The sequence below is a fragment of the uncultured Ruegeria sp. genome (assembly GCF_947497005.1).
Taxonomy (GTDB): Bacteria; Pseudomonadota; Alphaproteobacteria; order Rhodobacterales; family Rhodobacteraceae; genus Ruegeria.
The window spans coordinates 53857-70705 of the sequence record NZ_CANMFF010000002.1 but is presented as its reverse complement, the minus strand read 5'-3'; the positions used below and the strand labels follow the sequence as shown (position 1 = coordinate 70705).

Genomic DNA, 16849 nt, shown 5'->3' with positions numbered 1-16849 from the left:
CTACTGCAGAAACAGTTACCTAACACTGCAAGATGACAAAACAAGACGCCCATGGCTGGATTGCGTCAGAGTATGGCTTTCAGATAGACCCCGCCAAGGCTTCGGCGATGGCGGCAAACTCGCATCAAGATTGGGCCAAGGCAAAATTGAAAGACCGCGGTGCCAAGGGGTATCGTGTAATCTGGAACCTCGATCAAAAAATGGCCGCCGGTGGCAATGTTCGCGTTCGATACCAGGCAAACCTCAAAACGTCGGATAACACCGTCACCGTGCGCATGGCATTCTTGCAGGGCAATTTTGCGAACAAGCCCTATGGGGCCGGAACATGTTCCGTAGGAAAATAAGTAAAAGCCCCAGTAAGGCCGGGGCTTTTCATACGCCTCAGTAAACGCCAACCTCACTGCCCGGTTGCGCCGCAACCTTCAGCAGATTAAAGACGTAGTCCGCCGCCGAGCGGAAGCAGACCACGCGGAAGGTCTCGGCATCGTCCATCCAGAAGGCTCCTGCCACCTGCGCCAGGCGCGAGCGGCGGATTTGACCGGGTTGGAATGCCTCTGCGGACAACTCAACCGGAGCGACTTTGCCCAGCACTTCGCGCGCACTGGGACCAGAGACGCTGAACACCGCACGGGCGTCCGAGACATTGACCGCCAAAGCGTGCGTTCCGCTTAGTGCCCCGGCCATGTCGGCAAGTTTGGCCTCGACCTCGGCATAGGGCACCAGCACCAGCAACTCATCGGTCGACATCCAAGCCACGCCGGTGTCGCCTTTGACCAGTACTTCGCGCTGAGCGGGCACTTTCTGGCCGGTGGCGTCCTTGACCGCCTTAGCCAGCACTTTGTCGGATAAGTCGCCTCGCAAGGTGATCATACCTTGCAGGCCGCATTCCTCGACCATGGCGATGCCCGAGAAGCTTGCGTGATTCAGTGCGCTGATGGGTTCAGACATTCTGCTTCTCCCCGTCCTTGTCGAAGAAGATCGGGTCCACGATCTTGGCTTTGTAAATCTTGTCGTCAGTGCCCGGGAACTCGACGATCTCGCCCATGCGGTCGGGACCGTGCTTGATCAGGCCCATCGCGATACCCTTGCCCAGATTGGCCGAGTAATAGGTCGAGGTCACACGCCCGATCATGTTGCGCTGACCGTTGGCGTTGACCCCTTCGCCCACCGCGTAGGCACCATCTGGCAGAACCGATCCGTCCACAGTCTCAAGACCGACCAGTTTCCAGCGCTCAGGATCAGCCATATGGCTGCGCGAATGGGCCCGCTTACCGAGGTAGTCGTCTTTCTTTTTCGACAACGCCCAATGCAGCCCCAGATCCTGCGGGATCACTGTGCCGTCGGTCTCGTCGCCGATCATGATAAAGCCCTTCTCGGCCCGCAGGATGTGCAGACATTCGGTGCCATAGGGCATCACGCCGAACTCTTTGCCTGCCTCGATCAAAGCATCCCAGAACGCCTGGCCCTGAGACGCAGGGACGGCGATCTCATAGGACAACTCGCCCGAGAACGAGATGCGATAAGCACGGCAATCGAACGCGCCGATCTTGCCATCGCGCCATTCCATGAAGGGCAGCACCTCTTTGCTGACATCCATGCCGCCCAGTTTCTCCAGCACCTTGCGGGCGTTGGGGCCGACCACAGCGACTTGCGCATATTGCTCGGTCACGTTGGCGACGTAGACTTTCCAGTCCCACCATTCGGTTTGCAGCCATTCTTCCATATGGCCGTGGATACGCTCGGCCCCGCCAGTGGTGGTGTGGCACAGCCACGTGTCCTCATCGATACGGGCAACAACGCCGTCGTCGATCAGAAAGCCGTTCTCGGAACACATCAGGCCATAGCGGCATTTGCCGACCTTCAGCGTAGACATCATGTTGGTGTACATCATGTCGAGGAACTTGCCCGCATCCGGGCCTTTGACGATCAGTTTTCCCAGCGTCGAGGCATCCAGCAGGCCCAGATTCTCGCGGGTGTTCTTTACCTCACGATTTACCGCGTCATGAACGGATTCACCGGGACGGACATAGGCATATGTCCGGCGCCAGTGGCCGACCGGCTCCCAATCGGCGCCGTTCTTGTCGTGCCAGTTATGCATCGGCGTCCGACGGATCGGCTGGAATACATCGCCGCGCGCTTCGCCACCGATCGCACCCATTGAGATAGGGGTGTACGGCGGGCGGAAAGTGGTTGTACCGACCTTCGGAATTTCAGATTCTAATGCATCAGCAAGGATCGCCAAGCCGTTGATGTTGCTTAACTTACCCTGATCCGTCGCCATGCCTAGCGTGGTATAGCGTTTGGTGTGTTCAACGCTTTCATATCCCTCACGCGCTGCCAACTGAACGTCGGACACTTTGACGTCGTTCTGGAAGTCCAGCCACGATTTCATGCGCAGTTGGATATCTGCATTGGCGGGCATGAGCCAAACAGCTTCCATTGGCGCTTCGGCGGTGGTTTCACCAACCGGAGCTTTGGTGCGTTTGGGCGTGTGACCAACCGCTTTGCCCGCTGCTTTGCCTGCTGCGTCTGCATCTTTCAGAACATCCGCCAGAGCCAGCGGACCATTCGAGCTGCCAGCGGCAAGAACAAAGCCTTTACCATCGGCACCCAACGGTGGACGATCGGGATCGGGGCGGAAATGCGCGTGCGCCTCATCCCAGATCAGTTTGCCGCCGCAGTGCGACCACAAATGCACAACCGGAGACCAGCCACCCGACATTGCGACCGCATCGGCTTCGACTTCTTCGCGCGCACCGCCAACACCTTCTTGATTACAGATGGCAACTTTTTTGACGCGCTTGCCGCCTTTGACTTTGGCAATGGCTTTGCCCGGATCGACGCGGATACCCAATTGCCGCGCTTCTTCTGCCAAAGGCCCGGCCGTTGCCCGTGCGTCAACAATACGCAAAACATCCACACCCGCCTGTTTCAGTGTAATCGCAGTGCGGTATGCGTCATCATTGTTGGTAGCTACGATGACCCGATCCCCCGGAGTCACCCCCCAATTCACGACATAGTCACGCATGGCCGAAGCCAGCATCACACCTGGTACGTCGTTGCCAGCAAAGGACAAAGACCTTTCAATTGCGCCAGTTGCGGTTACTACTTGCTTGGCACGAATACGCCACAAGCGGTGGCGTGGGCCTTGCACGCCCGGCGTGTGGTCGCTCAAACGTTCGTAACCCAGCACATATCCGTGGTCGTAGATGCCGGCGCCCATGCAGCGTGAGCGCATGGTAACGTTGCCCATTGTTTCGAGTTCGGAAACCAATTGCTCCACGAACTTATCCACAGGCTCGCCATTGACGGTGCCGCCATCAACCGGAGCGCGACCACCCCAATGCGCCGTCTGCTCGATCAGCAGAACCTTGGCGCCCGATTGCGCTGCTGCCTTGGCTGCTTGCAGACCCGCCACACCGCCGCCGACCACCAGTACGTCGGTGAAGGCATAGAAATGCTCATAAGTATCCGCATCGCGGTTGTCTTTATCAGGGGCTTTGCCCAGACCGGCAGACCGACGGATGATCGGCTCGTAAACGTGTTTCCAGAACGGTTTCGGATGGATGAACGTCTTGTAATAGAAGCCAGCCGGCAGGAACCGTGCCAGTGCCGTGTTCACCGCTCCGATATCAAACTCAAGATTCGGCCAGTGGTTTTGCGAGGTCGCGGTAAGGCCGTTGAATACCTCTGTCGTAGTGGCGCGCTGGTTCGGCTCGAACCGGTTGCCCTGCCCCAGACCGACCAGAGCGTTCGGCTCTTCCGCGCCACTGGCGACAACGCCGCGAGGGCGGTGGTACTTGAACGACCGGCCCATCATCATCTGATCATTGGCCAAAAGGGCCGAGGCGAGCGTGTCGCCTTCGTAGCCCTGCATCGAGGTGCCGTTAAAGGTGAATGTAACCTTCTTCGACCGGTCAATCAGCCGGCCTTGTTTTGCGAGACGGGTGCTCATGGTGCGGACCTTTCGCAGATGGAAGCGTCATAGCCTCCGGCGGGAGTATTATTGAAAAGATGAAGCATCAGGAGAGGTTTCTCCAAGTCCATCCCGGACGTTTCGCTGTGATAGCGTCCTTGATTTCTTGCGGTGGCTCGGTGGTTTGGGCGGAATAGGTTCCGAAGACCTCGAGGGTTTGCGTGCAGCGCGCGGCGTGGAACCACTTGCCGCAACCATTGGCATGACGCCAGCGTTCGAAATGAACGCCTTTGGGGTTTTCACGCATGAACAAATAGTCATGGAATTCGTCTTCAGACGAGCCCGGGCCAAAACGCTTGAGATGCGCCTCGCCACCGGCAGCCAGTTCAGTTTCTTCAGCATCGACGCCACAGTATGGGCAATTCAGGATTAGCATGTTGTCATCCTTTTTGGCGGTCGGTCGGCTTGGTGGCCTACCTGAATTCTATTATTTGGCAACCTCGGGCAGACCCCTTAGTGCGCCACCCCGGCGGCGACGCTTTCGTCGATGAAGCGGCCTTCTTTGAAGCGGTCCAGCGAGAAGGCTTCGGTCAGCGGTGAATGGCCCGTGGCCATCAACTGCGCCATACCCCAGCCCGAGCCCGGAATGGCCTTGAAGCCGCCCGTACCCCAGCCGCCATTGATAAAGCAGCCCTGCAGCGGTGTTTTCGACAGAATCGGAGAGCGGTCGCCAGTCATGTCCACGATCCCGCCCCACTGTCGCAGCATCTTCAGGCGCGAGATCATCGGGAAGGTTTCGACAAGCGCACGAACAGTTTCCTCAATGTGGTGAAAAGACCCACGCTGGGTGTAGTTGTTGAACCCGTCGGTGCCGCCACCGATCACCATTTCGCCCTTGTCGGATTGCGACATATAGCCGTGTACGGTGTTGGCCATTACGACCACATCCATACAGGGCTTGATTGGCTCAGACACCAGAGCTTGTAGTGCAATCGCTTCGAGAGGCAGACGGAAGCCAGCCATCTCGGCCAATTGTCCTGAGTGCCCTGCCACCACAATGCCCAGCTTGTCACAGTCGATTGCGCCCTTGGTGGTATCGACGCCGACAACACGGCCGTCCCGGGATCGGACGCCGGTGACTTCGCATTGCTGGATGATATCCATGCCCATGGCCGAACAGGCCCGCGCGTAACCCCAAGCCACCGCGTCATGGCGCGCGGTACCGCCGCGTTCCTGCCACAGCGCCCCCAGAACCGGATAGCGCGGGCCGTCGAGATTGATGATCGGCACCAGTTCCTTGACACGCTCGGGCGTGATCCATTCGGTCTTCACGCCTTGTAGCGCGTTGGCATGGGACGTGCGCTGGTACCCGCGAATTTCGTGCTGGGTCTGGGCCAGCATCATCACACCGCGCGGGCTGAACATGATGTTATAGTTCAGGTCCTGGCTCAGGTCCTCATAAAGGCCGCGTGCTTTTTCGTAGATCGCCGCGGACGGGTCCTGCAGGTAGTTCGAACGGATGATGGTCGTGTTTCGCCCGGTGTTACCACCGCCCAGCCAGCCTTTTTCGATAACCGCGACATTCTGAATGCCGTAGTTCTTGCCAAGGTAATATGCGGTCGCCAGACCGTGTCCGCCAGCACCGACGATGATGGCGTCATAACGTTTCTTGGGCTCGGGCGAGCGCCAGGCGCGCTCCCATCCGGTGTGATAGCGCAGAGCTTCCCGCGCCACAGCAAAGGCTGAATAGTGTTTCATGTGCGAATCCATCCGGTTCGGTGATTGGGCGCAGATATGCCGTGTGACTGCATATTAGCCCTGCCGTGCAACGCCGCAATATCGCACTATTGCGACATGTCGCTCATTCGCGGCCATTTGTCCCTTTTGTCGGGCGTCTCACAGGTCTAAGTCAGTACAGCATCTTCGGAGGGGCCATGACGTTCTGGGTTCTGATTTTTCTTGTCGCGCTGCTAATCGCGGCTTTCCTGAGCTTTACACTGCTGCGCAATCGCCATGGCGGCGAACCTGCTGCGGCTTATGACCTTCGGGTGTATCGTGAACAGCTGGCCGGTGTGGACAAAGATCTGGCGCGCGGGGTCATTGGTGAGGCGGATGCCGAACGGGTTCGCACCGAAATTTCCCGCCGTATTCTGGCTGCCGATGACCAGATGAAAAAAGACGGCTCGGGTACCGGACCTTCTCGTGCCGTTTCGGCGGTGTCAATTTTGGCAATCTCGCTGATCCTGATCGGTGGCGCATTGGCAATGTACCATCGCAACGGGGCCGTCGGATTGCCCGATATGCCTCTGACGGCTCGATTGGAACTGGCTAAGGAAGTGCGCGCCAATCGCCCATCTCAAAGCGCCGCAGAAAAACTGGCGACCCCGCCTCAGCCCGCGCAACTGGACGAAAGCTATGCGTCTTTGCTGAAGCAGTTGCGTGAAACAGTTGCCGACCGGCCTGACGATCTGCAGGGGCAGATGTTGCTGGCGCAGCATGAGACGAATGCAGGCAACTTCAGGGATGGATATTCCGCACAGCAAAGAGTGATCGAACTGTCCGGCGACGCGGCCACAGCCGATACTTACGCGGATTTTGCTGAAATGATGATTCTGGCGGCGGGAGGCTACGTGTCCCCCGAGGCCGAGCAGGCCCTGATTGAAGCGCTGAATCGTGACCCTCGTCACGGCCCTGCGCGCTATTATTGGGGGCAAATGCTGGCCCAGATCGGGCGGCCGGATCTTGCCTATCGCATGTGGGTTCAAACATTGCAGGATGCCCCTTCAGGTGCGCCATGGGCCGGTGCAATTCGGGCTCAGATCGACGAATTGGCGTTTCGGGCAGGCGTTTTCAACGCGCCGGATCTGAGCACACCACCCGGTCCCAGTCAGGAAGACATGGCCGCCGCAGCAGAGCTGAGCGCCGAAGAACGGCAGATGATGATCCAGAGTATGGTGGATCAGTTGTCTGACCGTCTTGCAACTGAAGGTGGATCCCCTGAGGAATGGGCCCGCCTGATTGCAGCTTTGGGCGTCTTGGGTCAGGGCCAGCGCGCAATCGATATCCGAAATGAAGCCATGGATGTGTTCGCTGGCAACTCTGAGGCGCTGCAGGTCATCGATGCAGCAGCTCTTCAAGCCGGGATCGCTCAATGATTCATGACGTTTTCGAAGACTTTGCAGTTGCACTGCCCCCGATGACAGCCCTGATGGGGCTGGACCTTGGGGAAAAAACGATCGGAGTCGCGGTTTCCGACCGGATGCGGGGTGTCGCCAGCCCGTTGGAAACTGTGCGGCGCAAGAAATTCACGCTCGATTCCGCCCGCCTGATCGAAATTGTGACCAATCGCGAGATTGGCGGTATCGTGTTGGGTCTGCCCCGCAACATGGACGGCACCGAAGGGCCAAGATGCCAGTCAACGCGGGCATTTGCGCGAAATTTATCCCGCCTGACAGATCTGCCCATCGGGTTCTGGGATGAACGATTGAGCACGGTTGCGGCAGAAAAAGCACTTCTCGAGGCGGATACGACACGAAAACGTCGCGGACAGGTTATTGATCACGTTGCCGCAGGTTATATCTTGCAAGGAGCGCTGGACAGGCTGCGCTTTCTATAACGGGTCGGAGACCAATGATGACGAATATGGTTTGGAAAAGGAATGAGGTCGAAAGCCCTTGTGTCCAGATCTGTGTCGTTCACCCAAGCGAACGTATCTGCACCGGCTGTTATCGCACGATTGATGAAATCACCCGCTGGTCCAAGATGGACAGCAGCGAACGCGCCGAGATCATGGAAGACCTGCCTTCCCGAAAACCACGCCTCAGCAAACGTCGCGGTGGGCGTGCAGCCCGCATGAACGGTTCCTAAAAGATCAGCCATTCAGCTTCGAAGACACGCCCCGGCATTTTGCGGATCTATCTCGAATGGGCGTGTTGGACCCGTGCCCTCGCAATTCTGTCTGAAACAGAGCAACGATTTCGGACCGGCTGGTCTTTGCGTCACGAATCCTGTCAGGGACACGTTGGGTACGTTTCTTGCCCGTCTTGCCCGGCGCGAATTCAGGCGCTTTTCGCGCAGTAAATCTTTTCACCAAAAACTTGAATGTCATCGCAAACTTCCCGCTTCCAATAACTGTGTCGCCACGGGCCGATTTCGAGCTCCGAGGGGGGCCAGCTCTTGAACGTATTTGTTCAACGTGAGTGGAGGCCCGCAGCGACACGGCGTAGGTAAGGGCATTTCCGGTCAAATTTAGGGGGAAAACACGTGGTTTTTGATCCATTTTGACACTTAAGGCGGAAAACCCACGAAAACCCCCACAATTCCCTTACGTCACAATTTTAATCCGGGATCACGGCGAAACGGGTAGAAAGCGCGAGTTTCCGGGAAAGGCCACTCCGCTTTGACCGATTCGCGTTCAGATTGTTTGTTCTGACCCCCGAACAGAGCACAGAGGCCGCCCGCTGGCAGCTGAACGACTCAAGGCACGTGAGTTTGTGGCGAAGCCCTTATCCGGCAGCCAACCAGGTTTTGGCGTTTTCGATATCCTCGGAAGGAAAGAACTGTGTTCGGGTACCCAAGACATGACTGGCAACACGCTGGGCCATGTGCTGCCAGCTTTTGTCCCCAACGATGGCCGCGCGGTCCAGCTGCCCGATATGGCGGCTGGCCAGACGGAAATGCGCGGCAAGCGCCGACAAACCCTGCCAGCCGTCAAATTCCCTTAGGTCAACCAACAAGCGAAATCCGGACCGGCCCTGCAACAGGGTATCCAGATCGCGTTCCGCCTGCTTGTATTCCTCGGGGTCCAACTTGCCCAAAAGGCTGACCTGCACACATGAGCCTTTCAGATCGGTCACGTGAATGGATCCCAGCGACTCGCGCATCCAGCGCCGCGCCGCTTCAAGCTCGGCCAATTCGAATACCTGAACCGGACACGGCAGGATTGGGGCCGCCAGTCGGATACTGGTTTGCACCCAGCCCTGATCGGCAACGACGGCAATCCGGTCAAACCCGCGCCAGTGGCTCAGCCCAAGTTTTGTGTCAGACCAGGCGGCACCTATGTCATACCCCTTAAACTCCGGCTGTACGATGGCCAGCAAGCGCACCGAATCGTGCTCGGTCAGTGCGGCCTCGATCGCAGGAACCAAGGTGTCGGCGTAATCGGCGCTGGTGACCTGCCCTGACAATTCAACTTCAATCAGTGCACCATCAGAATTCAAATGGACCGTAATCATCGGTCAAAACCTCCAAAGCCAAACAATGACAGGAAGTTAGGCGGATTCGATCCATTCGGCTACTCCCCCGGCACATTCTGGGCGGAAATAGGCGATCATCCGTCCATCCGGTCCGGCGGTTGCTGTATCTGCCCAAGGTGCGACGCCGTGCAGACAGTGGCGGTGCAGCAGGTAAGCCTCGCCCGGCTTGGCTGGTAATTCGATCCGCGGACAGGTTTCAAAAGCCTCGCGACGGGCGGTTTGGTAGATATCCGTGATGTCGATTTCATGCAGGCGCTCGCGTGGCTTTCCCTCAAAGGCACGCCTGAACGCCGCACCCAAAATATGATGGCTGCCTTCCCACACCACCATGGGCGACGCGTCCGGGCTGGCCTCGGTCAGAGGAATGCCGACGATCCACGCGTGCGGTTCATCCACCCGGCGACGACGATCCGGCCCCGTCGGACGCAAACCGTCCACATGGGCAGCATCCCGGTTTCGGCGGTACCGCGCGGCGGCGTCGTTTTCCCCCCGGCGCGGGCGCGGATATCCCGGATGCATGACCGAGACCTGTCCTTTGTGAAGCGGTAGGTCTCCATAGTACGCGACAATGAATGACATGGCTGCTCCGGCCAGAGGATCTGATTGGCCGACCCTGCCTTGCGCATCATTGGGCAGCGCATCTACTCCGATGAACCACGTTCCGTCGCAATCCAACCATTCCGCATGGGCCGGGTTCGTCGTCGATGCCCGCGCGGCGGGTAACGCATGACTGACCCACGCTGCCAGCACCGGATCATAGGGGAATTTAACCCAGCCCTTGGCCCGAAAATCGGTCATAAACCAACGGCCTTGCGAAGCATGTTGAGGGCCACCAGCGTCAGGAACACGGCGAATACCCGCCTTAGGGGCTTTGGATCCATCGCGTGGGCCAGCTTCACCCCCCAGGGCGCGGTGATCATGGTCATCGCCACGACAATGCCAAAAGCCACAAGATTGACCGCCCCAATGGTTAGCGGCGGCCGATGTTCTGGTGCAATATCCAGGAACAAGAACCCGATGACCGAGGGCACAGCGATGATCACACCAAACCCCGCCGCGGTTGCGACGGCACGGTGGATCGGCGTGTTATAGAGGCTCATCAGTGGCACCCCAAAGCTGCCACCGCCAATCCCCATCAGAACCGAAAGGAACCCGACCGCAGGAGACAGGGTGGCCCGCCTGAACCCGCCAGGCATGACATCCCCCAGCCGCCATTCCGAACGCCCCAGCCCAAGGTAGGCTCCGATCACCATTCCCAGGATGCCGAACAGCGCTTGCAAGGCCTCTGTCCGCAACGCCGAGGCGGCCAGAACTCCGAAAATCGCACCGACGACGATACCCGGCCCCCAACCGCGCAGGATATCCCAATCTACTGCGCCCTTCTTATTATGAGCCAAAACGGAGCGGACCGAAGTCACGATGATCGTAGCCAGCGACGTTGCCAGACACAGCTGCATCAACTGTGGGCCACCGTAGCCAAGCGTTTGAAACGCATAGAAGAATGCGGGCACCAGAACGATGCCGCCACCCACTCCCAGCAATCCGGCAAGAACGCCAGCCAGCGCTCCGATCACAAGCAAAAGGCCCAGCATCTGGGCCAGCAACATCGTCTCGGGCATCGTTCCTCCCGCCGTTTACACCTCGGCCATGGGCGCTACGCGGTCCAACGCCTGCAGCATCACCTCAGAGCCTGCCCCATCCTGCACTGCCCCTTCAGACAAGGCGCGCCGCCATGCGCGTGCTCCCGGTCGTCCAGCAAACAGACCCAACATATGACGTGTGATCTGGTGCACCCGACCGCCATTGGCAAGATGCCGTTCCACATAGGGCACCATTTGGTGAACAATCGCAATCGGATCACGCGTTGATCCGGTGCCAAAGATGCGCCGATCCGCATCTGACAGAACGTCGCCCGGCTGATGATACGCGGCCCTACCGATCATCACACCGTCAAGGCCGGCTTTCAGATGTGCGGCTGCCTCGTCCAGAGAGTTGATACCGCCATTAATCGATATGTGGAGATCCGAAAACTCATCCTTCATCCGATGCACGAGGTCATAATCCAAGGGCGGAATATCGCGGTTTTCCTTAGGGCTCAGCCCCTGCAACCATGCCTTGCGCGCATGTATCGTTACCCTTTGACATCCCGCCGCGCGGATTTGTTCAAGAAACGTGGGCAGTACGCCCTCGGGCTCCTGCTCATCCACACCGATGCGACACTTGACGGTGACATCCAGATCAACCGCTGCACGCATGGCCGCCACACAATCAGCAACCCGGCCTGGATCTTTCATCAGGACCGCGCCGAAAGTGCCGGATTGCACCCGATCCGACGGGCAACCGCAGTTCAAATTAATCTCATCATAGCCGGCTTCAGCACCCAAACGCGCCGCCTGCGCCAGTTCCTTCGGGTCAGAGCCACCCAATTGCAAAGCAACCGGATGTTCCTCGGGAGAATAGTCCAACAAATGTAATGCCCCGCCACGCACAAGCGCTGGTGCAGTCACCATTTCGGTATACAGCAACGTTTCCGCGCTGAGCAGCCGATGAAAATAGCGACAGTGGCGATCTGTCCAATCCATCATCGGCGCCACGCTTAAACGCACCGCCTTATTTGCCTTGCCTGTCACAGCAACGCCTCCGTCCTGCTAAACCCTGAAATCCTGCCGCCTGCACGGACAGCAGAACCACCCGAATCAGACTGGAAAGCCCTAACACACTCCTCAGCGATCGTCCCGACGAAGCTCCAATCCAATCACTCGGTTCCCGGGTCCGGATCGATACCGTACCGGCTTATCATCATCTGAACACTGCTTTCGATCGTATCCGCCATCTCCGCTTCGCTGAGAACACCGCCGGTAAACAGCAACGGCCAAAAGGCGCGCGCCTTGATCAAACCGATGAATTCCCGCCCGGCCTGTTCAGGGTCATCGATCCGCAGTTGACCATCTTCTGCCGCGTCTTTGAGCATGGCGCTGAAGGTAGCGGTTTTATCCAGCTTGCCCTGAGCCTCAGCCGCGAGCGCCGGATTGCGCAAAGTTTCGCTGATCACCATTCGAGCCATCGCGATGACATCAGGCAGCATCAGAATACGCCCTTCGGCCCAGGCCAGTTCGGTCAGTTGCGCGTGAATATCGCGGCCCGTCTCATACCGTATTTCCAGCACTTCGGCAAAGCGGTCGGACAGTTCGATCACAATGGATCGAAACAGGTTTTCCTTGCTTTCAAAGTACTTATACAGCGTGCGCTTGGACACCTCGGCCCGGGTCGAGATACGATCCATGCTGGCCGAAGCAAAGCCCTTGTCCTGGAACTCGGCTACGGCAGCTTCGATAATCTGTGCGCGCTTGGACGCATTCTGTGCGCTGCATTCGTTCATGTCAGAGCTATAGACCTATTGACAGGCCTTGGTCAAACCCTAGGTAAACGCGGGAGTTTACAAGAGTAAAACAATATGCCATCAGTAAACCCGGCAGTTTACCAATTGCGGAAACCAGCGCCAACAGGAGACCCCCTTATAATGGCTCTTACATTGAACCTGAACGGCAACACCCACGAGGTTGACGCCGAACCCGGAACGCCCCTGCTTTGGGTGATCCGAGACGAACTGAAACTGACCGGCACCAAATTCGGCTGCGGCGTAGCGTCATGCGGGGCCTGCACCGTGCATTTGAATGGCGAACCCGTGCGCTCGTGCCAGACTTTTATCGAAGATATCGAAGACGCCGAGATCACGACCATCGAGGCTGTTGGAGATGACAAGATCGGTGCTGCCATACAGCAGGCCTGGGTCGAGCTGGATGTTGTCCAGTGCGGCTATTGCCAGTCAGGTCAGGTAATGTCGGCTGTCGGGCTGCTGTCCGAGAACCCGAAACCGTCGGTTCAAGAGATCGACGAGTACATGTCCGGCAATGCCTGCCGCTGCGCCACCTATCAACGCATCCGCGCCGGTATCCAGCGCGCGTCTGAAATTCTGGAGGCCTGATCCATGACCATCAACACCTCTCGCCGTGGGTTTCTGAAAAGCGCCGCCGCTGCCGCTGCCGTCCTGCTGGTCGGCACCCGTCCGGACGGAGCACTGGCCGCGGCCTCGTCCGAGACCGCTCAGTTCAATCCATTTGTGAAGATCGATGCCGATGGCACCGTGACCGCCATCGTCAAACACTTTGAAAAAGGTCAGGGCCCAGCGACCGGCCTGCCGACGCTGATTGCCGAAGAAATCGGCCTCACCATGGACCAGATCGAATACGAGTTCGCCCCCTCGGATCCGAACGTTTACAACAACCTGCTGTTTGGTCCTTTCCAGGGCACCGGTGGTTCGACGGCAATGGCCAACTCGTGGATGCAGTACCGTCAAGCAGGTGCTGCTGCGCGCGAAATGCTGATCAACGCCGCTGCGCAAAGCTGGGGCGTGGATGCATCCGCCATCACCATCGAAGACGGGATCGTCAAGGCGGGCGACAAGTCGGCTCCGATCGCTGAATTCGTAGCCGCTGCGTCGCAGTTGGAGGCTCCGGCTGAACCGCGCCTGAAAGACCCGTCCGAGTTCCGCCTGATCGGCAATGAAACAGTGCGCCGCAAAGATTCCGCGATCAAGGGCAACGGTCAGGCGATGTACGCCATGGACGTGCATCTGACCAACCAGATGATCGCGATGATCAAACGCCCCGAATCGAAAGGCGGCATCGCGCTTGGATTTGACGACAGCGCGTCGAAAGAGGTCAAAGGCTTTCTAAGCGCCGCTGTTCTGCCAAATCAAGCCGGGGTCGCAGTTTATGCCGAGAACACCTGGGCCGCGATTCAGGCGCGTGAAGCGCTTGAGGTCGAATGGGACATGTCCGGCGCTGAAACCCGTGACTCGGACCAGATCAAGGCGGAGATCATGGCCGCTCTGGACGCCGCACCCACGTATAACGTGAACAAGGCAGACGTTGCGGCTGTGTCGGCGGCCATCGAAGGGGCGGATAAGGTTATCGAAAAAACCTTCTACTTTCCGTTGCTTGCCCATGCACCGATGGAGCCGCTGAACTGCACCATCGAGCAGACAGCCGACGGTGACATCGTGCTCCATGATGGCGCGCAGATGCCAACTGGTCCGCATATGGCCTATCAGCAGATCTTCCAGCTACCGCCCGAAAAGATTCACATCAAAACGATGCTGGCAGGTGGCTCTTTCGGGCGCCGGGCAACCCCGGATGCCGATTATCAGGTCGAAGCTGCCTTGGCCTTTGTCGTTACCGACCGCGCTCGTCCGGTGAAACTGGTATGGACCCGCGAGGATGATATCCGCAGTGGGTATTATCGACCCGCGTTTGGTCACAAAGTCCGTGTCGGACTGGATACACAAGGCAGAATACTCGGATGGCAACATCAAGTCGCCGGTCAGTCGATCATGAAAGGCACGGCATTTGAGGCTTTTGCCGTCCATGACGGGGTCGATCACAGTTCCATCGAAGGTATTGCAGACAGCCCATACAATATTCCGGGCATCGCTCTGGGACTGACAGACACACCAAAAGCAACCTCGGTGCTGTGGTGGCGCTCGGTTGGCCATACCCACACGGCCTACACGATGGAAACCATGATGGATCTGGTAGCCGAGGCCGCAGGCCTTGATCCGGTGGAATTCCGTCTGGCCCACCTGTCTGACACCAGTAATCCCGACCAACAACGCAAGGCAGCCGTTTTGAAGCTGGCGGCTGAAAAAGCCGACTGGGGTAAAGCGCTAGAAGGTCGGTCTCAAGGTGTCGCTGTTCACAAGTCCTTTGGTTCTTACGCGGCCGAAGTGGTCGAGGTCTCGGGAGATCCGGAAAACGGCATCAAGATCGAAAAGGTCACGTGTGCCGTTGATTGCGGCATTGCCGTGAACCCGGATGTCGTGCGCGCCCAAATGGAAGGTGGCATCGGCTATGGTATCGGCCATGTGATGCGTGACCAGATCACGCTGACCGGAGGCGCCGTGGATCAATTCAACTTCCCGGACTATGAACCTTTGCGTATTGGCGATATCGCTGCAATTGACGTTCATATCGTGCCCTCAGCCGAAGCGCCGACCGGGGTTGGCGAGCCCGGCACGCCGCCTTCTGCGCCTGCACTGGCCAATGCGATCAATGCCTTGTCAGGCGTGCATGTGGCGCAACTGCCAATGGAAGAAAACGGCATTAGCTTTACTTAAACGCACCGCTCCGCGCCGGGCCCAACCGGCGCGGGGTGATTCCGATATCACCAAAACCATAATTTGATCAAATTTAGTGACAAAGCAGATCCATTGAAGTAAATCACTGGGGATTAGCACCGACGGAGCCCCCCCAATGGACCTGAGCGCCCTGCACAACTTTCGCGTGGCAGCATGTGATCTGAACGGTCAGATGCGTGGCAAACGCGTACCCCCCGGTTATGCCGGAAAATTGGACAAGGGCGCGGTGCGGATGCCGTTCTCGGCACTGAACGTTGATCTTTGGGGCGCAGATATCGACGGAAGCCCGCTGGTTTTTGAAACCGGCGACGCAGATGGCGTATTGCGTCCAACCGAACGTGGCCCGGTGCCGGTGCCCTGGCTGGAGACGGAAACGGCGTTGGTGCCAATGAGCCTTTATGATGATGAGGGAGTACCATTTTCAGGCGACCCGCGACATGCCTTGTCCGCCATACTCGACCGCTATGCGCAACGCGGCTGGTCAGTTGTTGCAGCGACCGAGTTGGAATTCACACTCGTTGATGCTTCTGGCCCACAGCCGCAGCCCCCAATAAATCCGATCACCGGGCGCCGCTTGTCGGATGAGGCCGTTCTGTCGGTTGCCGAAATGGATGCGTTCGAGGCCTTCTTTACCGACCTGTACGACGGCTGCGCCGATATGGGTCTCCCCGCTCAGACGGCCATCTCGGAAAGCGGTATAGGCCAGTTCGAGATCAACCTGAATCATCAGGATGCCATGCGCTGTGCCGACGATACGTGGCTTTTCAAGGCATTGACACGTGGATTAGCGCGCAAACACGGGTTCGCCGCAACCTTTATGTCCAAGCCCTATGCTGACGATGCAGGCAACGGAATGCATGTGCATTTCTCGGTGCTGGATCAGGGCGGGCGCAATGTTTTCGACAATGGCGGGCCGGAAGGTACGGACATTTTGCGATCAGCCGTGGCGGGCTGTGTCGCAGCTATGCCGGGTAGCACTCTGATCTTTGCCCCACACGGCAACTCTTACACACGGCTCATACCGGGTGCGCATGCGCCCACGGGGGCCTGCTGGGCCTATGAGAACAGAACCGCCGCGATTCGTATCCCGGGCGGCGCTCCGGCTGCACGGCGCATCGAGCACCGTGTCGCCGGGGGTGATATCAACCCTTATCTGATGCTGGCTGCGGTGCTGGGTGCGGCGCTTGTTGGCGTCGAAGACGGGCTGCAGCCTCCTGCCCCGATCACTGGCAACGCCTATGACATCGCGGACCTGCCCCAACTGATGCCTGATTGGTCCGCTGCAATTGACAGGTTCGACTCTGATCCCATGGTCGCCCGGCTGTTCCCCGCCGATCTGATCCGCTATCTGACCATGACCAAACGGCAAGAGGTCACCCGATTTGCGAGCATCCCACCAGAGGATCACTGGCTGAGCTATCTCGAGACGGTTTGACCCCCTTGCCGCATCAATCAGTCTCGGCTAGGATTAATTTGATCAAA

16 protein-coding genes are annotated in these 16849 nt (G+C 58.3%); 7 read left to right on the top strand and 9 right to left on the bottom strand.

From position 1 onward, the window contains the following. The first annotated feature begins 32 nt into the window (after positions 1-32). Positions 33-344 (top strand): hypothetical protein, encoded by a 312-nt coding sequence (locus Q0816_RS02770; protein WP_298847496.1) that lies wholly within the window; start codon positions 33-35, stop codon positions 342-344. Between the two features lie 37 nt (positions 345-381). Here the strand turns inward: Q0816_RS02770 and Q0816_RS02765 are convergent, their stop codons facing one another. The 4 genes from Q0816_RS02765 to Q0816_RS02750 form a co-directional block, all read right to left on the bottom strand. Then, a complete protein-coding gene (locus Q0816_RS02765) occupies positions 382-948 on the bottom strand; it encodes a sarcosine oxidase subunit gamma (protein ID WP_298847493.1) in 567 nt (188 codons plus the stop codon). Beyond that, entirely contained in the window at positions 941-3955 is a 3015-nt protein-coding gene (locus tag Q0816_RS02760; RefSeq protein WP_298847490.1) for a sarcosine oxidase subunit alpha family protein, read from the bottom strand. Before Q0816_RS02760 ends, Q0816_RS02765 begins: the two co-directional genes overlap by 8 nt. A 67-nt stretch (positions 3956-4022) precedes the next feature. Further along, entirely contained in the window at positions 4023-4352 is a 330-nt protein-coding gene (locus tag Q0816_RS02755; RefSeq protein WP_298847487.1) for a sarcosine oxidase subunit delta, read from the bottom strand. Positions 4353-4429: 77 nt separating this feature from the next. Next, positions 4430-5674 (bottom strand): sarcosine oxidase subunit beta family protein, encoded by a 1245-nt coding sequence (locus tag Q0816_RS02750; protein ID WP_298847484.1) that lies wholly within the window; start codon positions 5672-5674, stop codon positions 4430-4432. Between the two features lie 176 nt (positions 5675-5850). Between Q0816_RS02750 and ccmI the strand changes: the two genes are divergently transcribed. The 3 genes from ccmI to Q0816_RS02735 are packed head-to-tail and all read left to right on the top strand — an operon-like array spanning position 5851 to position 7783. Then, complete coding sequence (ccmI, locus tag Q0816_RS02745; protein WP_298847481.1) at positions 5851-7071, top strand: c-type cytochrome biogenesis protein CcmI; 1221 nt, start codon at positions 5851-5853, stop codon at positions 7069-7071. After that, positions 7068-7532, top strand: a complete 465-nt coding sequence (ruvX, locus tag Q0816_RS02740; RefSeq protein ID WP_298847478.1) for a Holliday junction resolvase RuvX — start codon at positions 7068-7070, stop codon at positions 7530-7532. Before ccmI ends, ruvX begins: the two co-directional genes overlap by 4 nt. A 17-nt stretch (positions 7533-7549) precedes the next feature. Further along, a complete protein-coding gene (locus tag Q0816_RS02735; protein ID WP_298847475.1) occupies positions 7550-7783 on the top strand; it encodes a DUF1289 domain-containing protein in 234 nt (77 codons plus the stop codon). 638 nt (positions 7784-8421) lie between these two features. Here Q0816_RS02735 and Q0816_RS02730 read toward each other — a convergent pair. From Q0816_RS02730 to Q0816_RS02710, 5 genes are all read right to left on the bottom strand, one after another. Further along, positions 8422-9150, bottom strand: coding sequence for an STAS/SEC14 domain-containing protein (locus tag Q0816_RS02730; RefSeq protein WP_298847472.1), 729 nt, complete (start codon positions 9148-9150; stop codon positions 8422-8424). Between the two features lie 36 nt (positions 9151-9186). After that, positions 9187-9969 carry a hypothetical protein gene (locus Q0816_RS02725; protein WP_298847467.1) on the bottom strand — a complete coding sequence of 261 codons (783 nt, stop codon included), beginning with the start codon at positions 9967-9969 and terminating at the stop codon, positions 9187-9189. Continuing rightward, positions 9966-10790 carry a sulfite exporter TauE/SafE family protein gene (locus tag Q0816_RS02720; protein ID WP_298847464.1) on the bottom strand — a complete coding sequence of 275 codons (825 nt, stop codon included), beginning with the start codon at positions 10788-10790 and terminating at the stop codon, positions 9966-9968. The genes Q0816_RS02725 and Q0816_RS02720 overlap by 4 nt, the downstream gene beginning before the upstream one ends. 15 nt (positions 10791-10805) lie before the next feature. Then, positions 10806-11801, bottom strand: a complete 996-nt coding sequence (gene dusA / locus Q0816_RS02715; protein WP_298847462.1) for a tRNA dihydrouridine(20/20a) synthase DusA — start codon at positions 11799-11801, stop codon at positions 10806-10808. 125 nt (positions 11802-11926) lie between these two features. Beyond that, complete coding sequence (locus tag Q0816_RS02710; protein ID WP_298847459.1) at positions 11927-12550, bottom strand: TetR/AcrR family transcriptional regulator; 624 nt, start codon at positions 12548-12550, stop codon at positions 11927-11929. Between the two features lie 141 nt (positions 12551-12691). Between Q0816_RS02710 and Q0816_RS02705 the strand changes: the two genes are divergently transcribed. From Q0816_RS02705 to Q0816_RS02695, 3 genes are all read left to right on the top strand, one after another. Continuing rightward, complete coding sequence (locus Q0816_RS02705; protein ID WP_298847456.1) at positions 12692-13156, top strand: (2Fe-2S)-binding protein; 465 nt, start codon at positions 12692-12694, stop codon at positions 13154-13156. 3 nt (positions 13157-13159) lie between these two features. Next, a complete protein-coding gene (locus tag Q0816_RS02700; protein WP_298847453.1) occupies positions 13160-15346 on the top strand; it encodes a xanthine dehydrogenase family protein molybdopterin-binding subunit in 2187 nt (728 codons plus the stop codon). Between the two features lie 136 nt (positions 15347-15482). Further along, positions 15483-16802, top strand: a complete 1320-nt coding sequence (locus Q0816_RS02695) for a glutamine synthetase family protein (RefSeq protein ID WP_298847448.1) — start codon at positions 15483-15485, stop codon at positions 16800-16802. The last annotated feature ends 47 nt before the right edge of the window (positions 16803-16849 follow it).